This window comes from Plantibacter sp. VKM Ac-2876 (assembly GCF_015350715.1).
GTDB lineage: Bacteria > Actinomycetota > Actinomycetes > Actinomycetales > Microbacteriaceae > Plantibacter > Plantibacter auratus.
This window is the reverse complement of record NZ_JADKSI010000002.1, coordinates 669,594-695,429: the sequence shown is the minus strand read 5'-3', so window position 1 is coordinate 695,429 and position 25,836 is coordinate 669,594. Positions and strand designations below refer to the sequence as shown.

Below are 25,836 nucleotides of genomic sequence, written 5' to 3'. Positions count from 1 at the left end.
CGTGGGGGTGGAACGGTCGAGGCCGTCGATCTACTGGTTGCTGTCGTCGATCGCGATCCCGCCGTTCAGTGCTCTCGTCAAGCTCCGCGTCCGGCACGGCGAACGCCTGCCGCAGGAGGGGCCGTTCATCCTGTCGCCCAACCACGACAGCGAGTTCGACCCGCTGATCATGGGCGTGGCCGTCTGGCGGCTCGGGCGACAGCCTCGCTTCATGGCGAAGGGCAGTCTGTTCAAGGTCCCGGTGGTCGGGTGGTTGTTGCGGAAGTCCGGGCAGATCCCCGTCGAGCGCGAGGGTTCCGCCCGCGGGATGGATCCGGTCAGCGCTGCAGCACACCTGACCGAACGCGGTCAGGGCGTCGTCGTATACCCCGAGGGTTCGCTCACGCGTGACCCGGGCCTGTGGCCGATGCGCGGGCGCACCGGCGCGGTCCGGATCGCCCTCACGCACGGCCTGCCGATCATCCCCGCCGCGCACTGGGGCACGCAGGAGGTCATGCCCAGGTACGGCAAGCTGCGGGTGTTCCCCTTGCGGAAGCGCGTCGAGGTCGCCATCGGCGAGCCGGTGGACCTCTCGGCCTTCGCCGGGCGGCAGCTAGACTCGAAGACGCTGAACGAGGCGACCGAGGTCGTCATGCAGGCCATCACCGCCCTCTGCGAGGAACTGCGCGGTGCCCAAGCTCCCACGGAGCGTTGGGATCCCTCGAAACACCAGCAGAAGGAGACAGGCCGCTTTGAGTCCTAGGAACGTTCCGCAACCACCGGCCGCCACGAGGGTCGCCGTGCTCGGAGCGGGCAGCTGGGGCACGACGTTCGGCAAGATCCTCGCGGACGGTGGCTCCGACGTGGTCATGTGGGCCAGACGGCCCGAGCTCGCTCGCGAGATCACCGAGGCCAAGCGCAACAGCGACTACCTGCCCGGGATCAATCTGCCGATGCGGATGACGGCGACCGCGAGCATGGTCGACGCCGTGCGCGGTGCCTCGGTCGTGTTCCTGTCCGTCCCGAGCCAGTCCCTGCGCGACAACCTCATCGCGCTCCGCCCGCACCTCGAGGACGGCACCATCGTCGTCTCGCTCATGAAGGGCGTCGAGCGTCGCAGCGGATCCCGGATGAGCGAGGTCATCCGCGAGACCCTCGACATCGACCCGTCACGCATCGCCGTCGCCTCGGGCCCCAACCTCGCGCTCGAGATCGCCCGCGAGCAGCCGACGGCCGCCGTGATCTCCTCGGAGAGCCTCGAGACGGCGCAGACGGTCGCACTCCTCGCGCGCAACCGGTACTTCCGCAGCTTCGTGAACACCGACGTCATCGGTACCGAGTTCGGCGGTGTGCTCAAGAACCTCATCGCCGTCGCGATCGGCATCGTCGACGGCGTCGGCTACGGCGAGAACACGAAGGCCTCCATCATCACGCGCGGATTGGTCGAGATGACCGACTTCGCGGTGGCCCACGGCGCGCAGCCGGAGACCCTCTCGGGCCTGGCCGGGCTCGGGGACCTCATCGCGACGTGCCAGTCGCCGCTGTCCCGCAACAACACGGCGGGGCGTCTGCTCGGCCAGGGGTATCAGTTCGACGACGTCGTCAAACAGATGCAGCAGACCGCGGAGGGGCTCGCGTCCGTGGCACCGGTGCTCGAGCTGGCCAAGGCGAAGGGGGTCGCGATGCCCATCGTCGAACAGGTCAAGCAGGTGCTCGACGGCACGCTCGACCCGAAGGACATCGCACCGCACCTCACGACCGACGACGACGAACCCCAGGGGGAGAGAAGCAACGATGACGCACAAGACCGGAGTGGTGGTGCTCTTTGGAGGCCGTTCAAGCGAGCACTCGATCAGCTGCGCAACGGCGGGCGGCGTCCTCGCCGCGATTGACCGCGAACGGTACGACGTCTACCCGGTCGGGATCGCCCACGACGGCTCGTACGTCCTCGAGGTCGACGACCCGAGCCGGTACGCGCTCGACCCCGCCCACCTGCCGGCGGTCGACCCCTCGCGGCCGGCCGTGCGCTGGCCTGAGCGCGTCGGCAGCCGTGAGCTGACCGTCGTCGGGGAGGACGGCGTCCCGTTCACCCTCGGCCCCATCGACATCGTCTTCCCGATCCTCCACGGTCGGTTCGGCGAGGACGGCACCGTGCAGGGCATGCTCGAGCTCGTCGACCTCCCGTACGTCGGCTCCGGCGTCCTCGCGTCCTCCCTCGGCATGGACAAGCACTTCACGAAGACGGTGCTCCAGGCCGCCGGGATCGCCGTCGCCCCGTGGGTGCGGTTCACCGCCCACGACTGGGCCACGGCACCCGAGGAGGTGCTCGCATCGCTCGGATCGCTCGGGTCACCGGCGTTCGTGAAGCCGGCGCGAGCCGGTTCGAGCGTCGGCGTGTCGAAGGTGTCGACGCCGGATGCGTTCCGTGCGGCGATCGAGCTGGCCCTCGCCGAGGATTCGACCGTGCTCGTCGAGACCGGTCTGGTGGGCCGAGAGATCGAGTGCGCGGTCCTCGAATCCCTCCCCGGCGAGGCACCTCGGGTCTCGGTGGCCGGCGAGGTCGTCGTGACCGGACGCGACTTCTACGATTTCGAGGCGAAGTACCTCGACGCCCCCGGTATCGAGCTCGTCTGCCCCGCCGACCTTCTTCCCGAGCAGTTGTCGGAGATGCAGGACCTCTCGCGTCGGGCGTTCGAGGCGTTGGGCTGCGCAGGGCTCGCCCGGGTCGACTTCTTCCTGACCGCGGACGGCTTCGTCGTCAACGAGGTCAACACCATGCCGGGGTTCACCCCGATCTCGATGTTCCCGAGCTGCTGGTTGGCCTCGGGGCTCAGCTACCCCGAGCTCATCACCGAGCTGATCGAGGTCGCGCGCGCTCGATCCTGAGCGGCGTGGCGCCGGGAACGGTCAGCCGTCGGTGGGGATCGGGAGGTCTGCGTCGCCGAGGGCGGTGCACTTCCCGGTGACGGGGAGCACGGACACGGCAGGCGCCAGATCGGCCAGGACGGTGCTGCTGGCGACGGCGTCGCCGTCGAGCACGATCTCGACCGCGGGCGTGCGCCCGAAGGTGGTGAACCGGTAGTTCGGCGCGTCGGCGTCGTCGATGATCCAGTCGACGCCGTTCACCGACTGGCACTGCTGCGTGGTCGGGCCGGGGATCGCGACGCCGCAGTGCAGGAGGACCGTCGCCGGATCGCCCCAAGCGCCGGTGGCCTGGGCGTCGGTCCCTCGCTCGGGCAATTCGGCGACGACGTCGGGCAGACGAACCGTGACCTCAGCGCACTGCGGGTTGTTCGCATCGGCGGCGGGTTCGAGCGCGACGGCGGGCGCGCAGCCGGCCAGGGCCAGGGTTGCGGCTGCGGCGAGGGCGGTGGCGAGGAGCACACGAATCGGGGACATCGCCCACCAGGCTACCGTTGATCCCATGAACGAGTCTGGGAGCGCGTCCGACGATCACGGAACGGTCGGGCCCTGTGTCGGGGACCTCGCCGAGGGGGATCTGCTCGAGCGCATCTTCCCCCGTCTCCCGCACGCCGACGCCGAACTCCTCGGGCCGGGTGACGATGCCGCGGTCGTCCGGGCGCCGGACGGTCGGTTCGTCGTCACGACGGACACGATGATCCACGGGCCGGACTTCCGGCTGGCGTGGTCGAGCGCCCACGATCTGGGGTGGAAGGCTGCGGCCAGCAACCTGGCGGACGTCGCGGCGATGGGGGCGCGTCCGACGGCACTCGTCGTCGCACTCGCCATGCCCAAGCACCTGCCGGTCGCCGTGCTCGACGGGTTCGCCGACGGACTGCGCGACGCCTGTGCCGAGCTCGCGCCCGGCTGCGGTGTCGTCGGCGGCGATCTGGCCGTGTCCGACGTCTTCATGATCGCGGTGACGGCGTTCGGCGACCTGGAGGGTCGTAGCCCCGTCCGGCGTGACGGAGCGCGACCCGGCGACGTGGTCGCGGTCGCGGGGGAGCTGGGTTCGGCTGCGGCAGGTCTGCGACTCCTCTTCTCACGTGGGGTCGACACCGACGGTGTGCCTTCGGCCGAGGCAGCATCCGTCCTACGACGCGATCACCGGGTCGAGGTGGAGGCACAACTCGCGCCACGGCCACCGATCGCGGCCGGGGTCGTCGCCGCCGTCGCCGGTGCCACGGCGATGCTCGACCTGTCGGACGGGCTCGCGCTCGACGCCGGTCGCCTCGCGCGGGCGAGTGGGGTCGCGATCGACCTGCGGGCCGAGGACCTGGGTGCCGACGTGGCGCTCGCCCTTGCCGGCGGCGAGGACCACTCCCTCCTGGCGACGTTCCCGTCCGCCACCACGATCCCCGCCGGCTTCCGGGCCATCGGCACGGCCCGGACCGGTGCCGGGGTCCTCGTCGACGGTGTGGCCTACGACGGTCGCGCCGGCTGGGATCCTTACCGCGACTGGGACGATGCGTCCGGTTGAGCGGTGTGCCCGGCCGCCGTGGCGCGAGGTCCGTGCGGTGACGCGGTGACGGTGACGCGGTGGCTCAGACCGGCGTGATCCACCAGACGACGGTCTCGCCGTAGGTGCTCTTCCGCAGGACCTCGAGCGCGTCGGGAAGGGCCGGTTCGGGCGAGCGGGAGCTCCGCTCGACGAGCACGAGCCCGTCGTCGGTGACCAGACCGACGAGCGCGGCGAGGTTGGCCGTGAGCTCCGCCTCGGGGAGGTCGTACGGGGGATCGATGAAGACGAGGTCGGACGGGACCGTCGCCCCGGACAGGTAGGCGCCGACCGACTTGGCGTGCACCGTGATGCGTGGTGCCGCGCCGCGAGGCGCTGCCGAGGTCACGATCCTCGCGTTGTCCCGACACAGCTTCGCGGCCTCCGACCCCCGGTCGACGAGGGTGACCACGGCGGCACCCCGGCTGGCGCACTCGAGCCCCAGCGACCCCGAGCCTGCGTACAGGTCGAGCACCTCGGCGCCGGCTATCACGTCGCGAGCTTCCAACGCGGAGAAGAGTGCCTCGCGGACGCGATCGCTCGTCGGTCGTGTACCGCTGCCCGGGACCCGGATCGTGCGTGATCCGGCGAAACCCGAGATGATCCTGATGCCGGCCATGGTCCCATCCTCGCAGGCTGTGCGAAGCCGAGCGAACCGCGGTGTCCGAGGTCCCGAATAGAATCGACGGCATGACGGGGATCGAGCTGGGCACGAAGCTCGGCGGTGTCCTCGGCGGCCGGACCGCGACAGCACTCCAGAAGGCGTTCGGCGTGGAGACCGTCGGCGACCTCCTCGAGCACTACCCGCGTCGCTACGCGAAGCGCGGCGAGCTGACGGTCATCGGCCAGCTGCCGCTCGGCGAGGACGTGACGATCGTCGCCGACGTCCTCGAGGTCCGCGACCGCCAGATGAAGCAACGCAAGGGTTCCATCCTCGAGGTCGTCATCTCAGACGGTCAGGGTCGGCTCAACCTCACCTTCTTCAACCAGCCCTGGCGGGCGAACGAACTCCGGCCGGGCTTGCGTGGCATCTTCGCGGGCAAGGTCGGCGACTACCGCGGCAGCTATCAGCTCGCGCACCCGCAATATCAGCTCTTCCCCGACGACGCCGACGCACCCGCGCTCGCGGACGCCCAGGCGAAGGCGTGGTCGGAGGCGCCCATCCCGATCTACCCGGCGACGAGCACGATCACGAGCTGGAACCTCAAGCAGTCCGTGGAGCTGGTGCTCGACGCCCTGCCGCCGCAGGAGGACCCCGTTCCGCGGTCGGTCCGGGCGGCGAGGGGTGAACTCTCCTTCGACGCCGCCATCCGGGCCGTCCACCGCCCGACGGTCGACCGCGACTGGCAGCGCGGTCGCCGCAGCCTGCGGTACCAGGAGGCGTACCTCCTCCAGACGGCCCTGCTCCAGCAGCGTGCGGCCACCCGTGCGCTGGCGGCCGAACCCCGCGTGCCGAAAGCCGGCGGCTACCTCGAGCGCCTCGATGCCGCGCTCCCGTTCGAGCTGACCGGCGACCAGCAGACGGTCGGCACGGAGATCGCGGCCGACCTCGCGCAGCCCAATCCGATGAACCGGCTCGTCCAGGGCGAGGTCGGTTCGGGCAAGACGCTCGTCGCCCTCCGGGCCATGGCGGCCGTCGCCGACAGCGGGGGACAGTCGGTGCTACTGGCGCCCACCGAGGTCCTGGCGGCGCAGCACCTGCGGTCGATCGTCCGTTCGCTCGGGCCCGACCTCTCAGCCGAGCTCATGCCGACGCTGCTCACCGGCCAGCTGCCGACGTCCGATCGCAAACGGGCGCTGCTGCGGATCGTCGCCGGCCAGGCACGGATCGTGATCGGGACGCACGCGCTGCTGGGCGACGCCGTGACCTTCGCCGATCTGGGGATGGTCGTCGTCGACGAACAGCACCGCTTCGGCGTGGAGCAGCGCGACCAGCTCCGTCAGAAGGGACGCACACCGCCGCACGTCCTCGTGCTGACCGCGACGCCGATCCCACGGACCGTGGCCATGACCGTCTTCGGCGACCTCGACGTCAGCATCATCAAGGAGCTGCCACGCGGCCGGCAGGGGATCGAGAGCTTTGTGGTCGCCCTGGCCGATCACCCGCGGTGGATCTCCCGCGTCTGGGAGCGCCTCGCCGAGGAACTCGCGCAGGGACGGCAGGGGTTCGTGGTGTGCCCGGCGATCGACGCCAAGGAGGTCGAGCCCGGTGAGGAACTCGAGGAGGACGCCGACCCGGCGCGCCCGATCGCGTCCGTGCTCACCACGGTGGAGCAGCTGCGCACCCACCCACTGCTCGCGTCCCGACGCATCGACGTCCTCCACGGCCGGATGAGCGCGGAGGAGAAGGACCGGACGATGCGGGCCTTCGCCACCGGTGAGATCGACGTGCTCGTGGCGACGACGGTCATCGAGGTGGGCGTCGACGTCCCCAACGCCTCGACGATGGTCGTGCTCGACGCGGAGCGCTTCGGGGTGTCGCAGCTCCACCAGCTCCGCGGACGCGTCGGTCGAGGCGGCGTCCCCGGGCTGTGTCTGCTCGTCACCGCGGCGGAGGCGGAGAGCACCGCACGCGAACGCGTCGACGCGGTTGCCGCGACGCTCGACGGCTTCGACCTGGCGCAGGTCGACCTCGAGCTGCGGCGCGAGGGTGACGTCCTCGGCAGCATGCAGTCGGGCGGGCGGTCCTCGCTCAAACTGCTCCGGGTCGTGCACGACAGCGAGGTCATCATCGAGGCGCGGGCGGATGCCGCCGAGCTCCTCGACACCGATCCCGACCTCGCCGACCACCCGGTGCTGGCCGAAGCGCTCCGCCGACGCCTCGACGAATCCGACCGGGCCGCGCTCGCCAAGAACTGAGCACCGATAGGCTGGCGACATGAAGCGGATCGCCGTCGTCCCCGGATCGTTCGACCCAGTCACCCTCGGTCACCTGGATGTCATCGAGCGGGCGGCGCGCATCTTCGACGAACTGCACGTGCTGGTCGTGCACAACCCCGACAAGTCCGCGCTGCTGCCGATGCCGCAGCGGGTGTCCTTGCTCGAGCGCTCCATCGCCGACGGCGGGTTGCCCGACAACATCGTCGTCGCCCAGTGGAACGTCGGCCTGCTCGTCGACTACTGCACGGACGTCGGCGCGAGCGTGCTCGTGAAGGGCATCCGCTCGCAGGTCGACGTCGCGTACGAGACGCCCATGGCCATCATGAACCGCAGCCTCGCCGGCGTGGAGACGGTCTTCCTCCTGCCTGATCCCGCGCACGCGCACGTCTCCAGTTCACTCGTCCGGCAGGTGGCCGCACTCGGTGGCGATGTCAGTCCGTACGTCCCGCAGGTGGTGGCGGCCTTCCTCCAGGAGGGCTAGGGCGTCCTCCCGGTCGGGTTCGGCGTAGAATCGTCGATCGTGACTAGGAAGAGAACGAACAATTCGCCGTTCAGCGTCAACGTGCGCGATCTGGTGAACCGTCCCGGGGAGATGCGCGAGCACGACCTCGAGGTGGTGCTCGCCGAGCGCTGGGGCGAGGGTCTGGTCGCCGTCCAGGAGGGCACGACGCTCTCCGAGCAGGTGCGTCTCGAGTCCGTTCACGAGGGGATCCTCGTGACCGTCGACGTCGACGCACTGGCGACCGGCGAGTGCGGACGCTGCCTCCGCGACATCGAACTGCCTGTCGAAGTCGAGATTCAGGAACTTTTCGCGTATCCTGATTCGGAAGCGTCTGACTTCGAGGTTCACGACGACCACGTGGATCTTGAACCTCTGGTCAGAGATGCGGTAGTTCTCGCATTACCGTTTCAGCCGGTGTGCCAGCCGGATTGCCCCGGACTCGACCCCGAGACCGGTGAGCGGCTGGCCGAACGTCCGGAACGACACCCTCACGACGTCGCAGATCCTCGCTGGTCTGCGCTCGCGGGCTTGTCCTCAGACTCCGTACTTGACACAGACGCCAGTAGCGCCCAGCGCGCCGCTGCAGACACAGAAGAGAGATAGATCATGGCTGGAAACCCCCCGAAGCGGAAGGTCTCGCGCTCGAACACCCGCTCGCGTCGCTCGCAGTGGAAGGCCGCCGTGCCGACGCTCGTGAAGACGGTGGAGAACGGCCGCGTCACGTACAGCCTGCCGCACCGCGCCAAGGTCGTCGAGGACTCGCAGGGCACCGCCCTGTACCTCGAGTACAAGGGCCGCAAGGTCGCAGACGTCTGATCCGCGCGTTGAACGTCCGCGTTCGAACAGCGTGAACACGAATCATTCCGACCACACCGGAATCGGCTCCGCATCGGAGACCGATCCCGGTGTGGTCGTTTTCGCACGGCAACTGGGTGTCGACGTCTCGTACGAGCTGCTCGACCTGGCGCTGACGCACCGCTCGTACGCGTACGAGCACGGTGGACTCCCGCACAACGAGCGCCTCGAGTTCCTCGGCGACTCGATCCTCGGGCAGGCCGTCACCGTCATGCTCTACCGCGACTTCCCGCACCTCGACGAAGGGCAGCTGGCGAAGCGACGTGCGAGCCTCGTCTCGACGATCGCGCTCGCTGAGGTCGCGCGTTCGATCGGGCTGGGCGAGCGGATCAAGCTCGGCAAGGGCGAGGACCAGACCGGTGGCCGCGACAAGGCGTCCATCCTGGCCGACACGATGGAGGCCGTCATCGGCGCGACGTACCTGTCGGCCGGACCCGACGCGGCGACGGCACTCGTCCTGCGGCTGGTGAACCCCCTGCTCGAGAACCCCGAGCGGTTCGGTGCGGCGATGGACCCGAAGACGAGCCTTCAGGAGGCCGCCGCGGCCATCGGTGCGCCGGCGCCCGTCTACGAGATCGCCAGCTCCGGCCCCGACCACAACCGACGGTTCGTCGCGACGGTCACCGTGGGCACTGCCGTCACGGCGACGGGCTCCGGTACGAGCAAGAAGCACGCCGAGATGGCGGCGGCCCTGGAAGCCTGGTCGCGGATCAGTGCCGGAACTCCCTGAGGTCGAGGTCGTCCGCGCCGGCTTGGAGCCCGCCGTCAGCGGCGCGACGATCGCCGGCGTCGAGGTCTTCGACGAACGCTCCCTGCGCCGCCACGCGAGTGGTGTCGCCGACTTCACCGCACGGCTGACGGGGCGGACCATCCGATCGGCCGTCCGACGCGGGAAGTTCCTCTGGTTCCCCCTCGACGACGATGAGGCGATCGTCGGCCACCTGGGCATGAGCGGGCAGATGTTGCTCCGGTCGCCCGGTGACGACGCCGACCGACTCCTGCGCATCCGCTTGCAGTTGGAGCATCCCGAGCACGGCGAGCTCTGGCTGCACTTCGTAGACCAGCGGATCTTCGGCTCCATGGCGGTGACCGCGCTCGTCCCGACGACGGACGGAGCCGCAGGCGGGTTCGGCGACGAGGTCGCGATGGTGCCCGACCAGGTCGCGCACATCGCCCGAGACCCGATGGACCCGGCCTTCGACGACGCCGTCTTCCTCCGACGACTGCGCGAGAAACGAACCGGTGTGAAGCGGGCGCTCCTCGATCAGACCCTGGTCAGCGGGATCGGCAACATCTACGCGGACGAGTCGCTCTGGGCGGCGCGCATCCACCCCGAGCAGGAGACCGCCCGTCTCGGGCTCGGACGCGCCGGCCGGCTGCTCGAGGAGGTCCGTGCCGTGCTCGCCAAGGCCCTGGCCGAGGGCGGGACGAGCTTCGACGCCCAGTACGTGAACGTCAACGGTCAGGCGGGGTACTTCGCCCACAGCCTGAACGCCTACGGCAGGCAGGGCAAACCGTGCGCGCGCTGCGGCACGCTCATCGTCCGCGAGCAGTTCATGAACCGCGGCTCGCACCGCTGTCCCGTGTGCCAGCGCCGCACCTGACGATCAGTCGCTGCGGGGGAGTCGGCGCTGCCACTCTCCCGAGTAGCCGACGATGCGGAAACCGAGTCGGTCGTTGATCGCGAGCATGTGCGCGTTCTCGTCGGCGTTCCAGGTGTATATCCGGGACCGCTCGGGTGCCTGATCGGCGAGTGCGATGAGGTTCGCCGCCTTCATCCAGAGTCCGAGGCCGTGTCCCCGGTGGTCGGCGAGCACGAGCGTGTCCCACTGCTCCGCGTGTTCCTTGCCCTCGCCGAGGACGAGCTCGCTGTACCCGGCGACCGTGCCGCTGTCGCGGTGGACGGCGGCGACGACGATCGCGTGGTCGCCAGACGCCGCCAGCTGATCCTCGCGGGCGCGGACGCGATCAGGCGTCCAGACCTCGGGGTCGAGTTCCAGATCGGCGGCCGGGATGTCGGTCGCCATGTGTTCGCGGGCCGTCGCGAGCGAGCCGAGCAGCTCGTCGGGGGTGCGGTCCACCCAGTGCACGAGACGGTATGTGTGCCCGGCTCGGGCGGTGGACGCCGCGACGATGTCCGGCAGCTCCCCGAGCGTCGTGGCGAGGTCGCAGCGGTTGGTCCGCTCGACCTGCGCGAGGGCGTATCCACGAGCGAGCATGAACCGGCTCGCCGCGGCGTTCGCAGGGATAGCCCGTTCGCCGACGCTCGCACCGATGAGTGGTTCGTCGACCGAAATGTCGTCGACGGCGTGCTGGGTGAAGGCGGTCACCGTCGGGCGACCGGCCGCGAAGGCCCGTCGCTCCGACTCCGACAGGAGCGCTGTGCCGATCCCACGACGACGCGCCTCGGGGAGGACACCGACGTCCAGGGAGGCCGTCACCGCGTCGGCCTCGGTGCCGTACCCGAGCCAGCCGCGACCGACCACACGGCCGTCGAGGACGGCGGCGAGCAGGACGCGTCGCTGGAATCGCTGGTCGCGGTACTCGGGCAGGGTCATGGCGGAAGTCAGGGCGAAGTCGTCGGTGGACCAGATCTCCGCTTCGAGCGTGTTCGCGACCTCCTGGACCGCGTCGAACACGGCTGAGCTCCCGGACGCCGGGATCTCGACCTCGTCGATCGTGACGCGCATCGTCGCCTCCCTCCCACACCAGACCGTCCTGGGCGATGCGGTCCATGCTACGACCGCCCCGGCGGGCCGGCACAGCGTGGTGTCCCTCGTCCGTCCGCGGATTCGCTACCGTAGTGCACAGCATCCGCGACGCGGGAGAGGAGGTGCGCGTGTACCTGAAGAGCCTGACGCTCAAAGGGTTCAAGTCCTTCGCGCACCCCACCACCTTCGCGTTCGAGCAAGGCGTCACCTGCGTCGTGGGTCCCAACGGTTCCGGCAAGTCGAACGTCGTCGACGCGCTCGCCTGGGTGATGGGCGAGCAGGGGGCGAAGACCCTCCGCGGCGGCAAGATGGAGGACGTCATCTTCGCCGGCACATCGACCAGGGGACCGCTCGGTCGAGCCGAGGTCACGCTCACCATCGACAACAGCGACGGCGCGCTGCCCATCGAGTACACCGAGGTGACGATCAGCCGCACCCTGTTCCGCAACGGTGGGAGCGAGTACGCCATCAACGGCGACACGTGCCGGTTGCTCGACGTCCAGGAGCTCCTCAGCGACTCCGGGCTGGGCCGTGAGATGCACGTCATCGTCGGACAGGGGCAGCTCGACGCGGTGCTGCGGGCGACGCCCGAGGAGCGACGCGGCTTCATCGAGGAGGCGGCCGGCATCCTGAAGCACCGTCGACGCAAGGAGAAGACGCTCCGGAAGCTCGAGGCGATGCAGACCAACCTCACGCGGTTGAGCGACCTCGCCGGAGAGATCCGCCGGCAGCTGAAGCCGCTCGGTCGTCAGGCGGAGATCGCCCGGGAGGCGCAGACGATCGCAGCGGTCGTCCGCGACGCCCGCGCTCGGATCCTCGCGGACGACGTCGTGGGCCTCCGGCGTTCCCTCGACGAGCACAACCGCTCGGAGAGCGAGCGCCACAGCGAGCGCCTCGTCCTCCAGGAGCAGCTGGAACAGGCGGAACTGCGGATCAACCGGATCGAGCAGGCCCAACTCGGCGACGCGGTCGACGACGCCCGCCGGATCACCTTCGAGCTCGAGAGCGTGCAGGAGCGCCTCCGGAACCTGTACACGCTCGCCAACCAGCGGCTCGCGCTGCTCGGATCATCGACGGACACGACGGCCGCCGAACCCCGGATCACGAAGCAGATGGTCGCCGACGCGACCGCGGAGATCGACGGACTGCGGGTGGCGGTCGCCGACGCGGAGCGCGCGTTGCAGGAGGCGCAGGCGGACACCCGGGCGAAGCGCGCCGCACTCGACGCGGTGGACGTCGAGATCGCAGCGCAGAGCGCGCTCGTGTCACGACACGACCTGGAGCTCTCCAAGCTCGCGGGCGCCGTCGACGCCGCCGGGTCCAAACTCGCCGCGGTCCGCGGCGAGGCGTTGCGCCAGCAGAACGCGATCGACGCCGCTGCCCTCCGTCTGGACGCCGCACGGCTGGAGTACGAGGCGCTCGAGGACGACCCGACCCTGGCGGACGCCGCCGACTCCGGACTCGACGACGCCTACGAGGCGGCCCAACGCGGCGCAGCCGAGGCCGAAGGGGAGATCGAGGGCCTGCGCGAGCAGCTCCACACCCTCGAACGTGAACGCGATTCGCTCGGCGCCAAGACCAGTGCACTCTCTCGCGCCCTCGACCTCAAGACCGGCTCGGCCGAACTCGCATCGAGCGGTCTCGACGGGATCGACGGGATCGTCGCGGACCGGGTGCAGGTCCGACCCGGCCACGAGTCGGCTGTGGCCGCAGCGCTCGGCACGCTCGCGGAGGCCGCCGTCGCCGTCGACCGGCACGCCGCCCGTCGGGCGCTCGATCACGCGGCCGACCAGGATCTCGGCCGGGTCGAGATCGTCATCGCCGACGGTGCTCGAGACGTCCCGGACGCGCCCGCCGGGTTCACCTCGGCTGCCGAGCTGGTGGAGGCCCCTCCTGGCGTGCTGGGGATCCTCGCCTCGGTCCTCGTCGTCGACTCACTCGACGACGCGATCGCGGCGTACGACCGACTCGGCTCGTCACTCAGCGCGTTCACCCTCGTGACCCGTGACGGCGCGGTCGTCACGGACAGCATCGTCCGCGGGGGGAGCGGCGGAGCGCAGAGCCGCATCGAACTGCTGGCCGAACGCGATGCGGCAGCCGATCGACACGGCGAGGTCGAGTCGCTCATCGAGCGGGCGCGCTTCGCACTGGCCGAGCAGCGCACGATCCTGCAGGAGGCGAAGCAGACCGCGCAGGCTGCGCTGAGCGCCCTCCGCGAGTTCGACGCCAACCGTGCCTCACAGGCCGAGCGCGTGAACCGGGTCACGGTCCGATACGAATCCGCGCAGGCCGAACACGACCGCCTCCTCGCAGCCGCCGGGACGGCGGAGGCGGCGGTCGCCGACGCCGCTGCCGCCGTGGAACGGGCCAAGCTGGACCACGACACCGCTCGCGCGCGTCCACGACCGCTCCTCGACGTGTCGGCACGCGATGGGCTCTCCGCCGAACTGGACGCGGCGCGCGAGGCCGAAGTGCAGCACCGCCTCCTTCTCGAGACCGCGCGCGAACGCGTGCGGGCGGAGGAGCTCGCGGTCGCGAACCTCGAGCGGCAGCGGCAGGTCGACCAGGCGGCAGCTGAGGAAGCGGCTCGGCGTGCCGTCATCCGTGCGCGCCAGGCCGCGGCCGCTACCGCCGTGACGGAGGCGCTCCCGCCCGTCCTCGACTCGGTCGACCGGTCGGTCACCGAGGCCCGCGTCGCGCTCGCTGCAGCCGAGGCGACACGGTCCAGCCGGAACGCCGAACTCGTGCGACTGCGCGGCGAGGAGCACACGCTCCGGCAGCGGCTGCAGGTCGTCACCGAGAGCGTCCACGGCCTCGAACTCCAGATCTACGAGAAGAAGCTCCACTTGTCCGGTCTGCTCGAGCGCGCCGGGTCGGAGCTGGGACTCGTCGAGGACGTGCTCGTCGCCGAGTACGGGCCCGAGGTTCCGGTGCCCGTCGACCCTCCGACACCCCGCGCGACCGCCCGCTCGGCTGTGCGAGCGGCCGACGACACCGGTCCGGAGGTCTCGCCCGAGACGACGACGCCCGACTCGGACGAGGCGCCCGAGGCACTTGCAGACGGACCCGCGACGCCGGACGCCGAGCCGGAGGAGGAACCCACCGAGGAGTCGGACGACGTGCCGACGACGCCCTACGTCCGCGCCGAGCAGCAGAAGCGTCTCGCAGCAGCGGAGCGCACCTACGCCCAACTCGGACGGGTCAACCCGCTCGCGCTCGAGGAGTTCGCGGCACTCGAACAGCGCCACCGCTTCCTCACCGAACAGCTCGCCGACCTCACCAGCACCCGCGCCGACCTGCTGTCGATCATCGAGGACATCGACGGGAAGATGGAGGTCATCTTCGCCTCGGCGTTCGCCGACACGGAAGCCGCCTTCACCGAGGTGTTCCCGATCCTGTTCCCGGGCGGCACGGGCAGCATCTCGCTCACCGATCCCGAGCACATGCTCACCACGGGCATCGAGGTGTCGGTCAAGCCCGCCGGCAAGAAGATCGAGCGTCTGTCGCTCCTGTCTGGCGGGGAGCGTTCGCTCGCCGCGGTCGCCCTCCTCATCGCCATCTTCAAAGCCCGACCGAGCCCGTTCTACATCATGGACGAGGTGGAGGCGGCCCTCGACGACGCGAACCTCGGGCGGCTCCTCACCATCTTCGAGGACCTCCGTCAGACGAGCCAGCTCATCGTCATCACGCACCAGAAGCGCACCATGGAGATCGCTGACGCCCTCTACGGCGTCTCGATGCGTCAGGACGGGGTGTCGGCCGTCGTCGGTCAGCGCGTGGCTGCGGAACGCGCGAGCTGATCCGGTCTCGTCCCCACGCGACGGGACCGCGTCGCCGACGGCTACGCTGAGACCATGGCTGCACGCACACCCTGGTCACTCTCCGGTGCCCTCAAAGGCATGTTCCAACGTCCGACGATCGACGAGACCACCTGGGAGGACCTCGAGGACGCGCTCATCGGTGCCGACTTCGGTCCCGACGTCACCGAGTCGATCGTCACGGGCCTGCACGCCTCCGTCGACCGCTACCGGACCACCGACCCACGCGACCTCCAGCGCATGCTGCGCGAGGAGGTCGAGGAGCGGCTGTCGAAGTTCGACACGACGCTGAAGCTCAGCGAGCGTCCGGCGGTCGTCCTCGTCGTCGGCGTCAACGGGGTCGGCAAGACGACCACCATCGGCAAGTTCGCGAAGTTCCTGCGCAACTACGACCGCACCGTCGTCGTGGGGGCCGCGGACACCTTCCGTGCCGCTGCCGTGGAGCAGCTGGCGACCTGGGCCGAGCGCGCCGGCGCACAGATCGTCCGCCCCCAGCAGCAGGGACAGGACCCGGCGTCCGTCGCCTTCCAGACGATCGAGTACGCCAAGCAGACCGGCACCGAGATCGTCATCATCGACACCGCTGGTCGGTTGCAGACGAAGGGCGGGCTCATGGACGAGCTGTCCAAGATCCGTCGCGTCGTCGAGAAGCAGGCGCCCATCGCCGAGGTCCTCCTCGTCCTCGACGCGACGACCGGTCAGAACGGTCTGTCGCAGGCGCAGGCGTTCATCGAGCACGCCGGGGTGACTGGGCTCGTCCTGACGAAGCTCGACGGTTCCGCGAAGGGCGGGTTCGTCCTCGCTGTGCAGGAGAAGACCGGCATCCCGATCAAGCTCGTCGGTCAGGGTGAGGGCATCGGCGACCTCACCGGCTTCACGCCGCACGTCTTCGCACAGAATCTGGTGGGCAGCTGATGGCGATCGAACACGACTACTTCGGCATCATCGCGACCGAGCCTGGCGGTGGCGTCTACTGGTCCGACAACATCGACGTCGGGGAGCAGTCCGTCTCCATCTCGTTGAGCGCCCCGGACGAGGACGACATCCCGGCCGATGCCCTCGATCTGGCGGCCGCGATGATCCTCGCCCTGGAGGGCTTCGACCTGCGTTCGCGCGAGGCGATGCTGAGCGAGGTCGACGACCGCACCTCCGAGGTGACCGAGTACATCATCCAGGCCGTCGAGGAGCTGGGGGAGTCCTTGCCGGACGTCCTGGTCGACGAGTCCGGAGACCGCGACGTCGACGTCATCAGGTCGATGACGCTGCTGAGCGTCGGGTTCGCGCCGCATCAGCACAACGGCGACGAGGCGTTCGCGATCTTCGAGTACTCGCTCGACGCGGACCAGCTCGACGGCGTGCTCATGGTCGCGTACAGCTCCGACGGCGAGGTCACCGGGGTCACGAGCGAGGACTGAGCCCGACCGGTCGGGGCGTCGGCCTCAGACCGCCTGGGCGAAGCCGAGTGAGGCGTCTGCGAGGTGCTGCAGTCCCTCGGGGACCTCGCGGCCCTTCGCCGTCATCGACTGCGCCCACAGGCGTCCGGCGCGATAGGACGATCTGACGAGCGGACCTGCGAGCACACCGAGGAACCCGATCTCCTCGGCCTCCTCCTTGATCTCGAGGAACTCCTGCGGCTTGACCCAGCGGTCCACGGGGAGGTGTCGAGGCGTCGGCCGGAGGTACTGGGTGACGGTGATGATGTCGGTGCCGGCCTCGTGCAGATCCTCGAGCGCCTGACTGATCTCGCTCCGGTCCTCGCCCATCCCGAGGATGAGGTTGGACTTCGTGATGAGGCCGGCGGCACGCGCCTGGGTCAGGACGTCGAGGGAGCGCTCGTAACGGAAGGCGGGCCTGATGCGCTTGAAGATGCGTGGGACCGTCTCGACGTTGTGTGCGAACACCTCCGGACGGGAGGCGAACACCTCGCCGAGGAGGTCGGGGTTGCCGGAGAAGTCGGTCGCGAGGATCTCGACCCCCGTCCCCGGGTTCGTCTCGTGGATGCGCCGGACGGTCTCGGCGTGCAGCCACGCCCCCTCGTCGGGGAGGTCGTCGCGCGCCACACCGGTGACGGTCGCGTAGCGCAGCCGCATCCGCTGCACCGAGTCGGCCACCCGCCGTGGCTCGTCGCGGTCGTAGTCGGCCGGCTTGCCGGTGTCGATCTGGCAGAAGTCACAGCGCCTCGTGCACTGCGACCCGCCGATGAGGAAGGTCGCCTCGCGGTCCTCCCAGCACTCGAAGATGTTCGGGCAGCCGGCTTCCTGGCAGACCGTGTGCAGGCCCTCCTCCTGCACGAGCGCCTGGAGCTGTCGGTACTCGGGTCCCATCGTCGCGCGGGTCTTGATCCAGTCGGGCTTCCGCTCGATGGGGGTCTGGGCGTTCCGGACCTCGAGCCGCAGGAGCTTCCGTCCGCCGGTGTCCGCCGCGGGAGCGGGTGCCGGTGCGCCGCAGCCGCTCACGCGGCCGCTCCGATCGTGGTCACGGACGCGGCCGTCCAGCCGGGCCGGAGTGCTTCGAAGATCTCGGAGACGCGCTCGGCGACATCGCTCGGCGTGATCCGTCGACCGAGTTCGGCGCTGATCGTGGTGACCCCGGCATCGGCGATGCCGCACGCGACGATGTGGCCGAAGGGCTCGAGGGAGTTGTCGCAGTTGAGCGCGAAGCCGTGCAGCGTGACCCCGGCCTGCACCCGGACACCGACGGCGCCGATCTTCGCGGCAGGTCCGCCGGCGACCGGGTCGACCCAGACACCCGACCGGCCGTCGATGCGGCGACCGATGACGCCGAGCTCGGTGATCGTCTGCAGCATGACCTCCTCGAGCAGGCGGACGTGCGCGACGACGTCGACCGGCTCCGGGAGGCGGACGATCGGGTAGCCGGTGAGCTGTCCGGGTCCGTGCCAGGTGATGCGGCCGCCGCGATCGACCTCGACGACCGGTGTGCCGTCGTCGGGACGCTCATGCGGCCGGGTCAGTTTACCCGCCGTGTACACGGGCTCGTGTTCGCACAGGATGAGGTGCTCCGGCCCTTCACCGCTGACGACCGCCTCATGGACCCGACGCTGCAGCGCCCAACCCTCGCGGTACGGGACGAATGCGGGCGCGAGCCCGGCGATGAGGAACTGTGTCATGGCCGCCACGATAGCATTGTTGGACGCCGTCCAAATACTCATCTCCCGACCGTTCCGGTGATCGACCGGCTCGCGCCGCGGTCTGCCCTAAACTGGAGGGATCATGGCAACGTTCGGCACACTCTCTGACCGCCTCGCGGATACGTTCAAGAACCTCCGCACCAAGGGCAAGCTCTCCGCGGCCGATGTCGACGGCACCGTCCGCGAGATCCGTCGCGCCCTCCTCGACGCGGACGTCGCACTCGACGTCGTCAAGGACTTCACGGGTCGCGTACGCGAGCGCGCCCTCGGCGACGAGGTGAGCAAGGCCCTCAATCCGGCGCAGCAGGTCGTCCAGATCGTCAACGACGAGCTCGTCACGATCCTCGGCGGACAGCAGCGCCGTCTCGAGTTCGCGAAGAAGCCGCCGACCGTCATCATGCTCGCCGGACTCCAGGGTGCCGGAAAGACGACACTCGCGGGCAAGCTCGCCAAGTGGCTCAAGAAGGACGGCCACACGCCGCTCCTCGTCGCCTCCGACCTCCAGCGCCCCAACGCCGTCAACCAGCTCCAGGTCGTCGGCGAGCAGGCGGGCGTCCCCGTCTACGCTCCCGAGCCCGGCAACGGGGTCGGCGACCCGGTCAAGGTCGCCCGCGACGGCGTCCGGTTCGCCGAGCAGAAGCTCTACGACACCGTCATCGTCGACACCGCCGGACGACTCGGCGTCGACGCCGAGCTCATGAAGCAGGCGTCGAACATCCGCAAGGCGGTCGATCCCGACGAGGTCCTCTTCGTCATCGACGCGATGATCGGTCAGGACGCGGTCGCGACGGCCAAGGCCTTCCTCGACGGCGTCGACTTCACCGGCGTGGTGCTCTCCAAGCTCGACGGCGACGCCCGCGGTGGTGCGGCACTCTCGATCGCCTCCGTCACCGGACGCCCCATCATGTTCGCGTCGACCGGTGAGGGTCTCGACGACTTCGAGCCCTTCCACCCCGACCGCATGGCGAGCCGGATCCTCGACCTCGGTGACATCCTCACCCTCATCGAGCAGGCGCAGCAGAACTTCGACGAGGAGGAGGCGCGCAAGGTCGCGGAGAAGTTCGCGACCGACTCCTTCACGCTCGACGACTTCCTCAAGCAGATGCAGCAGCTGCGCGGCATGGGTTCCATCAAGAAGATGATGGGCATGCTCCCCGGCATGGGGCAGATGAAGGAGCAGCTCCAGAACTTCGACGAGCGCGAGATCGTCCGCACCGAGGCCATCATCCAGTCGATGACCACCGCCGAGCGCACGAACCCGAAGATCCTCAACGGATCCCGTCGCCTGCGCATCGCCAAGGGTTCCGGCATGACCGTCACCGAGGTCAACGCCCTCGTCAACCGCTTCGAGCAGGCGGCCAAGATGATGAAGACCGTCGCCAAGGGTGGCGTGCCGAACATCCCCGGGATGGGTCCGGTCCCCGGTGCACGGACGAACCGACCGAAGCCGCAGGCCAAGAAGAAGGGTTCCCGTTCGGGCAACCCGGCCAAGCGCGCGGCGGAGAACGCCGGCGCCGTCGAGACGCAGGCTGCCGCTACGGGCGCTGGATTCGGCCTCGGCGGCGGTTCGTCGTCGGGATCAGCGGCCCCGACCGAGGCGGAGCTCGCCGAGCTGCAGAAGTTCCTGGGTCGCTGAGTCGAGCGGAGGCGGTATGCGCGCGCTGAGGGCACCGGCCTCGGTCGTCGCAGTCGTTCTGGCCGCGGGCATGCTCGCCGGGTGCTCCGCTCCGTCTCCGGGCGAACGCGTCCTGGGCACCTGGGGTGAGGGGACCGGCGCTGCCGACCCGCACCTGGTGTTCACCGACGACGGTCGCGTGAGTGGTTCGGACGGCTGCAACAGCCTCTCCGGCTCCTGGCGCGCCGAGGACGACGCGGTCGTCGTCTCCGACGTCGCGAGCACCCTGATGGCGTGCCCGGGCGTCGACACCTGGCTGCGGGGGATCGCACAGGCGACGCTCTCGGACGACGGCGGCCGCCTGACCGTGACCGACGACGCCGGCGCGCGGATCGGGACGCTCGACCGCGCGGAGTGACGCCGCCTCGTCAGGCGGAGGGCTGGACCCCGTGTCGCAGCTCCTTCGCGAGCGAGCTCACGACCGCCTGCAGGCTGCCGCCGTTCGCGTGGGCGACGGCGAGCTGCCGCTGGTAGCTCGCGCCGTGCTCGATGATCGTTGCGATGCTCGCCAGTTCGTCCGCACAGCCGAGCCGACGGGCGACCGGCGCGAGGGTGTCGAGCAGGTCGTGGAGGTCGTCGGTCACGAGGCGCTCGTGGCCCGAGGAGTCGAGGATGATCTCGGCGTCGAGGCCGTACCGGGCCGCACGCCACTTGTTCTCGCGGACGTACCACGGCTGCAGGGTCTGCAGGCGCTCTCCGGCGTCGAGGCGGTCGGACAGGTGCTCGGTGAGGCAGTGGATGAGCGAGGCGAGGGCGCCGAACTCCGCGACGGTCGACGCCCCGTCGCACGCACGCATCCCAGCGGACCTCGGTGTGGTCCTCGATGATGCCGGTCACCGTCATGTCGTCGACGTAGGCCTCGAACTGCTCCCAGTCGGAGAGTTGGTAGGGGAGACCCGCCGTCGGGAGCTGCTGGAACATGAGCGCGCGGTTCGACGCGTACCCGGTGTCGACCCCGCCCCAGTAGGGGCTGGACGCCGACAGTGCCTGGAGGTGGGGCAGATAGGTCAGCAGCCCGTTCATGATCGGGAGGACCTTGTCGACCGTCTCGACGCCGACGTGCGCGTGCACGCCCCAGATCATCATGTTGCGGCCCCACCACTGGGTACGGTCGATGAGCTTGTGGTACCGGGGCTTGTCGGTGACCTGCTGGTCGTACCACTGGCCGAACGGGTGCGAACCGCTGCAGATGAGTTCGACGCCCATCGGATCCGTGATCGCCCGCACCTCGGCCAGCTGGCCCTCGAGGTCAGCGATCGCCTCGGGGACCGTGTGGTGCACGCCCGAGACGAGCTCGACGGTGTTGAGGAGTAACTCGTTGGTGATCTGCGGATGATCGGAACCGTCGCTCGGGCGGAGTTCCGACAGGACGGTGTCCGCGGCGCCGACGAGATCGCCGGTGTCGCGGTCGACGAGGGCGACCTCCCATTCGAGGCCGACGGTCGAACGCTCGGATCTGGCGAACTCGATGGGCATTGGCGTCGACCTCCCGCAGGGCGCGGCCGGATGCCGCGCGCCAGCCCATCTTCACACGGGGTGGAGGGGTCATCCGGTATCGGTGTCGTCGGATTACCCAGATCGCCCGATGTCTGGCAGAATAGAGAGTTGAGTCTGCGCGGAGTTCGACCCTCTATCCGACGCCCGCAGCAACCACAGTTTTCGCGTCGAGCGTGTGGCCCCACCTTTCGGCAGCGAGCACATCAAACATCACATCATTCAGGAGAATCGTGGCTGTCAAAATCCGTCTCAAGCGTCTCGGCAAGATCCGTGCGCCGTACTACCGCATCGTCGTCGCAGACTCGCGCACGAAGCGCGACGGTCGTGTCATCGAGGAGATCGGCAAGTACCACCCTACCGAGGAGCCCTCGTTCATCGAGGTCGACTCCGAGCGTGCGCAGTACTGGCTCAGCGTCGGCGCCCAGCCGACCGAGCAGGTCGCAGCACTCCTCAAGCTCACCGGTGACTGGGGCAAGTTCAAGGGCGACAAGGACGCCGTGAGCACCGTCCGCGTCAAGGAGCCGAAGGCCGCCTTCGTCGCCGACGAGAAGAAGAAGCCCGTCCTCAAGCCGAAGGCTGAGGCCCCCGCGGCCAAGGCTGCTCCGGCCGAGGCCGAGGCGCCCGCTGCCGACGCCGCTGAAGCAGAGCAGGCGTAGTCTTGCTCGCTCCCGCGCTCGAACATCTCGTCAAGGGGATCGTCGATCACCCGGATGACGTTCGCGTCACGGCACAGAACTCCGCCCGTGGCGAGGTCCTCGAGGTTCGTGTGAACCCCGAGGACCTCGGCCGGGTCATCGGTCGTGCCGGCCGGACGGCCAAAGCCCTGCGCACCCTCGTGGCAGCGCTGGCAGACGGTCGGCGGGTCCGAGTCGACGTGGTCGACACGGACGCCTCCGGCGCCAGCGCGTAGGTGGCGGACGAGACGGAGCCGAAGACCCAGTTGCGGGTCGGTCGGCTCACGAAAGCCCATGGCCTGAAGGGCGCCCTGAAGGTCGAGCTCTACACGGATGAGCCGGAGCACCGGTTCACCCCGGGCGCGACGTTCACGCTCCAGGTCCCCGCAGGATCGAAGTGGCGCGGCAAGACGCTCGAGCTGATCGAACTGCGCTGGTACAACAGCCAGCCGGTCGCCTTCTTCGTCGGCATCTCCGATCGCAGTGAGGCGGAGACCCTCGTGAAGGCGATCCTCTGGGTCGAGCAGGACCCCACCGAGCTGCCGGTCGATGACGACGCGTGGTACGACCACCAGCTCGTCGGGTTGGCCGTGCACCGCGACGGCGTCGCCGTCGGTACCGTCGCTCGCGTCGACCACTTCCCGGCTCAGGACCTCCTGATCGTGAAGACCGGCGACGGCGAGGTCATGGTCCCGTTCGTGAAGGCGATCGTCCCCACGGTCGACATCACCGCCGGGATCGTCACGGTCACGCCGCCAACCGGCCTGTTCGAGGAACTCCCGGAGGCCGACGACGCCCCCGAGACGACGACGGCCGGCCCAGTCGAATCCGAGGCCTCCGACGAGGCTCAGGTCGACACCGGAGCGTCGCAGCCGGAGCAGTAGATCCCGTTCCGAGTCGGTTCTCCCGGCTCGGAACACCCACGACGGAGGCGTCGGTTGCGTGCAACCGGCGCCTCCGTCGTCGTCGTATCGGCTGACCGACGCGACCGAGACGACGACCGTCGCGCGAATAGACTGCTCCTCATGCGCATCGACATCGTCACGATCTTCCCGACCTTCTTCGATGCCCTGGACCTCTCGCTGCTCGGCAAGGCGAAGCAGAGCGGGCTCATCGAATTGGACGTCCACGACCTGCGGGATTCGACGCACGACCGTCACCGCACCGTCGACGACACCCCGTACGGCGGGGGAGCCGGCATGGTCATGAAGCCGGAGCCCTGGGGTGAGGCGCTCGACGGCATCCTGGGTGACGACACCGAGGAGGAGCCGTTGGTCATCTTCCCGTCCCCGGCGGGTGAGGTGTTCACCCAGGCGATGGCCCGCGAGCTCGCGGCCGAGCCGCACCTCGTGTTCGGCTGCGGCCGGTACGAGGGCATCGACCACCGCGTCTTCGACCACACGGCCAGCCGAGCGCGGGTCCGGCTGGTGAGCCTCGGCGACTACGTCCTCAACGGGGGAGAGGTCGCCGTGATGGCGATGATCGAGGCGATCGGTCGGCTCGTCCCGGGGGTCGTCGGCAACCCCGAGAGTCTCGTCGAGGAGTCGCACGAAGACGGGCTGCTCGAGTACCCGAGCTACACGAAGCCGGCTGAGTGGCGAGGACTCCCGGTGCCGCCGGTGCTCCTGAGTGGCAACCACGGTGCGATCGCCACGTGGCGTCGTCAGCAGCAGATCGAGCGGACCCGCGAGGTCCGCCCGGATCTGCTGCCCACCGACGAGCCGGACGCCTGAGCGCGCAGGGTTCCGTGCTTGACGGCTGTCAGGGTCGACGCCGCACGGCGGCGGCGATGCCGGCGACGACGAGGACTGCCCCGGTCGCGATGATCGCCCCGGTGATCCACCCCAGGGGGTCGATGCGCACCTCGGTGAGGTTGGTGACGAGCATGGCGCCGGCGAAGACGAGCAGGAGCACGCCCCAGAGGATCGTGCCGAAGCGCGGTGGTCGACCGCCTCGGTCCTTCGGGCCGACATCGCTCCTCGGCTCATCTGCGGTCTGTGCAGTGGTCGGCTGGGCTCTGGTCGACTCCGTGGCGGCCGTCTGAGCGGTCTCCGAAGGAGTCGGTTCCGTCGCCGCGTCGGCTGGGGACGACATGTCCGCCGCTCCGGTCCGGTCGTCCTGCTCGCTCATCGTCCCGCCTCCGCTTCCTCGGTCACGACAGCGCTGCCGGCGACCGTCCACACCCGTACCCGCGTCGTGTCTCCTGACGCCGTTCGTCCGTACCGTGCCTCATCCTGGAAGAGGGCTCCGCCGCGTCGGTCCGTCCTGTCCCGACCGTCGCGTCCCGTGTCCAGGGTGCCCGCGATCGCTGAGAACTCGACGATCACCGGCACGTCCTCGGGGATGAGCACGTCGACCTCGCCTGCGAGGATCCACACGTCGATCGTGCCACCGCGCAACGCGTCGTCGTCGGCGAGTTCGCCGAGGTCGAGCGTGGGTTGGCCGGCGATCATCACGTAGCCGCGTCGGTCGTCCGCATCCGTCGACGTCACGGTCCAGGTCGTGCGTCCGACCGGCAGGAAGGAGGAGCCGAGTGGGAACACCCCGGTGGCGAGCAAGGAGATCACGGCGGCCCAGGTGAACAGTCCGAGCCAGCCGCTCTCCCGTCCGCTGATGCCCGCGACGATCGTCGCGACGGCGAGTGCACCGAGCGCTGCGGCGAGCCCGATGACCACGACGACCGGGACCGAGAACCCGGCGCTCGCCGCGATGACGGCCGCGCCGGCACCGGCGAGCAGCGCCAGTCCGAGGGTGATCGCCACGAAGGCCGCTCCAGGGTGTTGCGCACGACGCTCTCGAGCCTTCGTCTCACGCTCGGCCTGCTGCTCGGCTCGCTGGCGGCTCATCTCGTCCCGGAACTCCTGACTCGTCCAACCGCGCTGCTGGCTCGGAGCCCCGTCCCACGCGGTGGCGGTGACGGCTCCAGGGAGCGGGACGGTCACGCCCGCATCACCTGGCGAACCGTCGACCTTCGCGAGCGACACCGGGTTCGCGGCACCGGGGGAGGCCGGAGCCGAGCCGGCAGGGCCCGAGGGGGAGGCCGTGGGCGATGGTGCCGTCGGCTTCGGGATCGAGGCCTCGCTGGTCCACGGGTCGCGTTGCGTCGGTGTCTCAGGCGGAGTCGCCCGCCCTGGGTCGCGGCGGGAGAACATCACGATCAGCCAGACAGTTGCGGCGACCAGGGCGATCACCCAACCGGCGGTCATGGTCGACTCCAGCCACCCGGGCAGGTTCCACGCATGCGGCACGCCGTCCCACCAGAGGCCGCGCATGAACGGCACGGCGGTGAGGACCGCGAGGATGCCGATCGCGACGATCGCCGGGTCGAAGACGCCCCGGATCGCACGCTCGAGGTGGATCCGACCCTGTTGGTCGGGGATGAGCGCCCAGCCCGCGGCGTAGACGAAGAGGACCGGCCCGCCCAGGATCGCGATGACGATGAGGGCTCCGCGCACGATCATCGGATCGAGGCCGAGCCGGGCCGCGACACCACCGGCGACACCGCCGAGCCACGAGTCGCTCGAGCGACGGAGACCGGTGGACCGCCACCAGTCGAAGAAGCGGGTCGTCGGATCCTGCGGGGCTGGTGCCCCCGGTTCTGCTCCGGTGGGCGGCGTGCTGTGGTTCGTCATGCTCCG

The 25,836-nt window shown here is 69.7% G+C and carries 26 protein-coding genes and 1 pseudogene; 19 read left to right on the top strand and 8 right to left on the bottom strand.

From position 1 onward, the window contains the following. Nucleotide 1 precedes the first annotated feature (1 nt). Genes ITJ62_RS09635 through ITJ62_RS09625 form a run of 3 tightly spaced genes read left to right on the top strand, consistent with a single transcriptional unit; the run spans nucleotide 2 to nucleotide 2,865 of the window. Nucleotides 2–742, top strand: coding sequence for a 1-acyl-sn-glycerol-3-phosphate acyltransferase (locus ITJ62_RS09635; protein ID WP_191940861.1), 741 nt, complete (start codon nucleotides 2–4; stop codon nucleotides 740–742). Between the two features lie 37 nt (nucleotides 743–779). Then, complete coding sequence (locus ITJ62_RS09630) at nucleotides 780–1,871, top strand: NAD(P)H-dependent glycerol-3-phosphate dehydrogenase (protein ID WP_229938610.1); 1,092 nt, start codon at nucleotides 780–782, stop codon at nucleotides 1,869–1,871. After that, complete coding sequence (locus ITJ62_RS09625; RefSeq protein ID WP_194601392.1) at nucleotides 1,774–2,865, top strand: D-alanine--D-alanine ligase family protein; 1,092 nt, start codon at nucleotides 1,774–1,776, stop codon at nucleotides 2,863–2,865. Before ITJ62_RS09630 ends, ITJ62_RS09625 begins: the two co-directional genes overlap by 98 nt. 21 nt (nucleotides 2,866–2,886) lie before the next feature. Here the strand turns inward: ITJ62_RS09625 and ITJ62_RS09620 are convergent, their stop codons facing one another. After that, nucleotides 2,887–3,378 (bottom strand): DUF3515 family protein, encoded by a 492-nt coding sequence (locus tag ITJ62_RS09620; protein ID WP_138946803.1) that lies wholly within the window; start codon nucleotides 3,376–3,378, stop codon nucleotides 2,887–2,889. A 25-nt stretch (nucleotides 3,379–3,403) separates the two neighbouring features. Between ITJ62_RS09620 and thiL the strand changes: the two genes are divergently transcribed. After that, nucleotides 3,404–4,420, top strand: a complete 1,017-nt coding sequence (thiL, locus tag ITJ62_RS09615) for a thiamine-phosphate kinase (protein WP_194601389.1) — start codon at nucleotides 3,404–3,406, stop codon at nucleotides 4,418–4,420. Between the two features lie 64 nt (nucleotides 4,421–4,484). On the opposite strand, the gene ITJ62_RS09610 is transcribed toward thiL, so the two are convergent. After that, the gene (locus ITJ62_RS09610) at nucleotides 4,485–5,057 is read right to left on the bottom strand and encodes an RsmD family RNA methyltransferase (protein WP_194601386.1); all 573 of its coding nucleotides are present in this window, start codon (nucleotides 5,055–5,057) and stop codon (nucleotides 4,485–4,487) included. A 71-nt stretch (nucleotides 5,058–5,128) separates the two neighbouring features. Between ITJ62_RS09610 and ITJ62_RS09605 the strand changes: the two genes are divergently transcribed. From ITJ62_RS09605 to mutM, 6 genes are all read left to right on the top strand, one after another. Continuing rightward, entirely contained in the window at nucleotides 5,129–7,297 is a 2,169-nt protein-coding gene (locus ITJ62_RS09605; protein WP_194601383.1) for an ATP-dependent DNA helicase RecG, read from the top strand. Nucleotides 7,298–7,316: 19 nt separating this feature from the next. Continuing rightward, nucleotides 7,317–7,799, top strand: coding sequence for a pantetheine-phosphate adenylyltransferase (coaD, locus tag ITJ62_RS09600; protein WP_194601380.1), 483 nt, complete (start codon nucleotides 7,317–7,319; stop codon nucleotides 7,797–7,799). 111 nt (nucleotides 7,800–7,910) lie between these two features. After that, complete coding sequence (locus ITJ62_RS09595) at nucleotides 7,911–8,423, top strand: DUF177 domain-containing protein (protein WP_071261222.1); 513 nt, start codon at nucleotides 7,911–7,913, stop codon at nucleotides 8,421–8,423. Nucleotides 8,424–8,426: 3 nt separating this feature from the next. Beyond that, on the top strand, nucleotides 8,427–8,636 hold the full coding sequence (gene rpmF, locus ITJ62_RS09590; RefSeq protein ID WP_056006932.1) for a 50S ribosomal protein L32: 210 nt from the start codon (nucleotides 8,427–8,429) through the stop codon (nucleotides 8,634–8,636). Nucleotides 8,637–8,727: 91 nt separating this feature from the next. Continuing rightward, nucleotides 8,728–9,405, top strand: a complete 678-nt coding sequence (rnc, locus tag ITJ62_RS09585; protein WP_086473824.1) for a ribonuclease III — start codon at nucleotides 8,728–8,730, stop codon at nucleotides 9,403–9,405. After that, nucleotides 9,389–10,279, top strand: a complete 891-nt coding sequence (gene mutM / locus ITJ62_RS09580) for a bifunctional DNA-formamidopyrimidine glycosylase/DNA-(apurinic or apyrimidinic site) lyase (protein ID WP_192005132.1) — start codon at nucleotides 9,389–9,391, stop codon at nucleotides 10,277–10,279. The genes rnc and mutM overlap by 17 nt, the downstream gene beginning before the upstream one ends. Before the next feature lie 3 nt (nucleotides 10,280–10,282). Here mutM and ITJ62_RS09575 read toward each other — a convergent pair whose 3' ends face one another. Then, entirely contained in the window at nucleotides 10,283–11,365 is a 1,083-nt protein-coding gene (locus ITJ62_RS09575) for a GNAT family N-acetyltransferase (RefSeq protein WP_194601377.1), read from the bottom strand. A 149-nt stretch (nucleotides 11,366–11,514) separates the two neighbouring features. On the opposite strand from ITJ62_RS09575, the gene ITJ62_RS09570 reads away from it, so the two are divergent. Genes ITJ62_RS09570 through ITJ62_RS09560 form a run of 3 tightly spaced genes read left to right on the top strand, consistent with a single transcriptional unit; the run spans nucleotide 11,515 to nucleotide 16,619 of the window. Beyond that, nucleotides 11,515–15,186 carry an AAA family ATPase gene (locus ITJ62_RS09570; protein WP_194601372.1) on the top strand — a complete coding sequence of 1,224 codons (3,672 nt, stop codon included), beginning with the start codon at nucleotides 11,515–11,517 and terminating at the stop codon, nucleotides 15,184–15,186. A 54-nt stretch (nucleotides 15,187–15,240) separates the two neighbouring features. Next, entirely contained in the window at nucleotides 15,241–16,119 is an 879-nt protein-coding gene (gene ftsY / locus ITJ62_RS09565) for a signal recognition particle-docking protein FtsY (protein ID WP_064296361.1), read from the top strand. Further along, nucleotides 16,119–16,619 (top strand): DUF2004 domain-containing protein, encoded by a 501-nt coding sequence (locus ITJ62_RS09560; RefSeq protein ID WP_192005129.1) that lies wholly within the window; start codon nucleotides 16,119–16,121, stop codon nucleotides 16,617–16,619. The genes ftsY and ITJ62_RS09560 overlap by 1 nt, the downstream gene beginning before the upstream one ends. A 24-nt stretch (nucleotides 16,620–16,643) precedes the next feature. Here the strand turns inward: ITJ62_RS09560 and lipA are convergent, their stop codons facing one another. Both lipA and lipB read right to left on the bottom strand, forming a co-directional pair. Continuing rightward, nucleotides 16,644–17,660 (bottom strand): lipoyl synthase, encoded by a 1,017-nt coding sequence (lipA, locus tag ITJ62_RS09555; protein ID WP_064296306.1) that lies wholly within the window; start codon nucleotides 17,658–17,660, stop codon nucleotides 16,644–16,646. Further along, nucleotides 17,657–18,331 carry a lipoyl(octanoyl) transferase LipB gene (gene lipB / locus ITJ62_RS09550; protein ID WP_194601369.1) on the bottom strand — a complete coding sequence of 225 codons (675 nt, stop codon included), beginning with the start codon at nucleotides 18,329–18,331 and terminating at the stop codon, nucleotides 17,657–17,659. Before lipB ends, lipA begins: the two co-directional genes overlap by 4 nt. A gap of 103 nt (nucleotides 18,332–18,434) precedes the next feature. Here lipB and ffh point away from each other — a divergent pair, with 103 nt between their 5' ends. Then, on the top strand, nucleotides 18,435–19,988 hold the full coding sequence (gene ffh / locus ITJ62_RS09545; protein ID WP_064296308.1) for a signal recognition particle protein: 1,554 nt from the start codon (nucleotides 18,435–18,437) through the stop codon (nucleotides 19,986–19,988). A gap of 16 nt (nucleotides 19,989–20,004) precedes the next feature. Beyond that, nucleotides 20,005–20,385, top strand: a complete 381-nt coding sequence (locus tag ITJ62_RS09540; RefSeq protein ID WP_194601366.1) for an META domain-containing protein — start codon at nucleotides 20,005–20,007, stop codon at nucleotides 20,383–20,385. 10 nt (nucleotides 20,386–20,395) lie between these two features. Here the strand turns inward: ITJ62_RS09540 and ITJ62_RS09535 are convergent. After that, nucleotides 20,396–21,503, bottom strand: a pseudogene (locus tag ITJ62_RS09535) (glutamate--cysteine ligase). A 251-nt stretch (nucleotides 21,504–21,754) separates the two neighbouring features. Between ITJ62_RS09535 and rpsP the strand changes: the two are divergent. The 4 genes from rpsP to trmD all read left to right on the top strand — a co-directional run bounded on the left by rpsP (nucleotide 21,755) and on the right by trmD (nucleotide 23,931). Continuing rightward, entirely contained in the window at nucleotides 21,755–22,180 is a 426-nt protein-coding gene (gene rpsP, locus ITJ62_RS09530; RefSeq protein WP_064296311.1) for a 30S ribosomal protein S16, read from the top strand. A 2-nt stretch (nucleotides 22,181–22,182) separates the two neighbouring features. Continuing rightward, a complete protein-coding gene (locus ITJ62_RS09525) occupies nucleotides 22,183–22,434 on the top strand; it encodes an RNA-binding protein (RefSeq protein ID WP_064296312.1) in 252 nt (83 codons plus the stop codon). Continuing rightward, nucleotides 22,435–23,082: a ribosome maturation factor RimM gene (rimM, locus tag ITJ62_RS09520; RefSeq protein ID WP_370581882.1), complete on the top strand. Its 648-nt coding sequence runs from the start codon at nucleotides 22,435–22,437 to the stop codon at nucleotides 23,080–23,082. 141 nt (nucleotides 23,083–23,223) lie between these two features. Further along, entirely contained in the window at nucleotides 23,224–23,931 is a 708-nt protein-coding gene (trmD, locus tag ITJ62_RS09515) for a tRNA (guanosine(37)-N1)-methyltransferase TrmD (RefSeq protein WP_194601363.1), read from the top strand. A gap of 28 nt (nucleotides 23,932–23,959) precedes the next feature. Here the strand turns inward: trmD and ITJ62_RS09510 are convergent, their stop codons facing one another. Together ITJ62_RS09510 and ITJ62_RS09505 are read right to left on the bottom strand one after the other, a co-directional pair. Beyond that, on the bottom strand, nucleotides 23,960–24,328 hold the full coding sequence (locus tag ITJ62_RS09510; RefSeq protein ID WP_194601360.1) for a hypothetical protein: 369 nt from the start codon (nucleotides 24,326–24,328) through the stop codon (nucleotides 23,960–23,962). Continuing rightward, the gene (locus ITJ62_RS09505) at nucleotides 24,325–25,830 is read right to left on the bottom strand and encodes a PspC domain-containing protein (RefSeq protein ID WP_194601357.1); all 1,506 of its coding nucleotides are present in this window, start codon (nucleotides 25,828–25,830) and stop codon (nucleotides 24,325–24,327) included. Before ITJ62_RS09505 ends, ITJ62_RS09510 begins: the two co-directional genes overlap by 4 nt. Nucleotides 25,831–25,836: the final 6 nt, after the last annotated feature.

Excerpts from the sequence above, each read along its gene's own strand:
- ITJ62_RS09625 (WP_194601392.1), top strand. The coding sequence starts at position 1,774 with ATGACGCACAAGACCGGAGTGGTGGTGCTCTTTGGAGGCCGTTCAAGC.
- ITJ62_RS09620 (WP_138946803.1), bottom strand. The coding sequence starts at position 3,378 with ATGTCCCCGATTCGTGTGCTCCTCGCCACCGCCCTCGCCGCAGCCGCA.
- thiL (WP_194601389.1), top strand. The coding sequence starts at position 3,404 with ATGAACGAGTCTGGGAGCGCGTCCGACGATCACGGAACGGTCGGGCCC.
- ITJ62_RS09610 (WP_194601386.1), bottom strand. The coding sequence starts at position 5,057 with ATGGCCGGCATCAGGATCATCTCGGGTTTCGCCGGATCACGCACGATC.
- ITJ62_RS09605 (WP_194601383.1), top strand. The coding sequence starts at position 5,129 with ATGACGGGGATCGAGCTGGGCACGAAGCTCGGCGGTGTCCTCGGCGGC.
- coaD (WP_194601380.1), top strand. The coding sequence starts at position 7,317 with ATGAAGCGGATCGCCGTCGTCCCCGGATCGTTCGACCCAGTCACCCTC.
- ITJ62_RS09595 (WP_071261222.1), top strand. The coding sequence starts at position 7,911 with ATGCGCGAGCACGACCTCGAGGTGGTGCTCGCCGAGCGCTGGGGCGAG.
- rpmF (WP_056006932.1), top strand. The coding sequence starts at position 8,427 with ATGGCTGGAAACCCCCCGAAGCGGAAGGTCTCGCGCTCGAACACCCGC.
- ITJ62_RS09575 (WP_194601377.1), bottom strand. The coding sequence starts at position 11,365 with ATGCGCGTCACGATCGACGAGGTCGAGATCCCGGCGTCCGGGAGCTCA.
- ftsY (WP_064296361.1), top strand. The coding sequence starts at position 15,241 with ATGGCTGCACGCACACCCTGGTCACTCTCCGGTGCCCTCAAAGGCATG.
- ITJ62_RS09560 (WP_192005129.1), top strand. The coding sequence starts at position 16,119 with ATGGCGATCGAACACGACTACTTCGGCATCATCGCGACCGAGCCTGGC.
- lipB (WP_194601369.1), bottom strand. The coding sequence starts at position 18,331 with ATGACACAGTTCCTCATCGCCGGGCTCGCGCCCGCATTCGTCCCGTAC.
- ffh (WP_064296308.1), top strand. The coding sequence starts at position 18,435 with ATGGCAACGTTCGGCACACTCTCTGACCGCCTCGCGGATACGTTCAAG.
- ITJ62_RS09540 (WP_194601366.1), top strand. The coding sequence starts at position 20,005 with ATGCGCGCGCTGAGGGCACCGGCCTCGGTCGTCGCAGTCGTTCTGGCC.
- trmD (WP_194601363.1), top strand. The coding sequence starts at position 23,224 with ATGCGCATCGACATCGTCACGATCTTCCCGACCTTCTTCGATGCCCTG.
- ITJ62_RS09510 (WP_194601360.1), bottom strand. The coding sequence starts at position 24,328 with ATGAGCGAGCAGGACGACCGGACCGGAGCGGCGGACATGTCGTCCCCA.
- ITJ62_RS09505 (WP_194601357.1), bottom strand. The coding sequence starts at position 25,830 with ATGACGAACCACAGCACGCCGCCCACCGGAGCAGAACCGGGGGCACCA.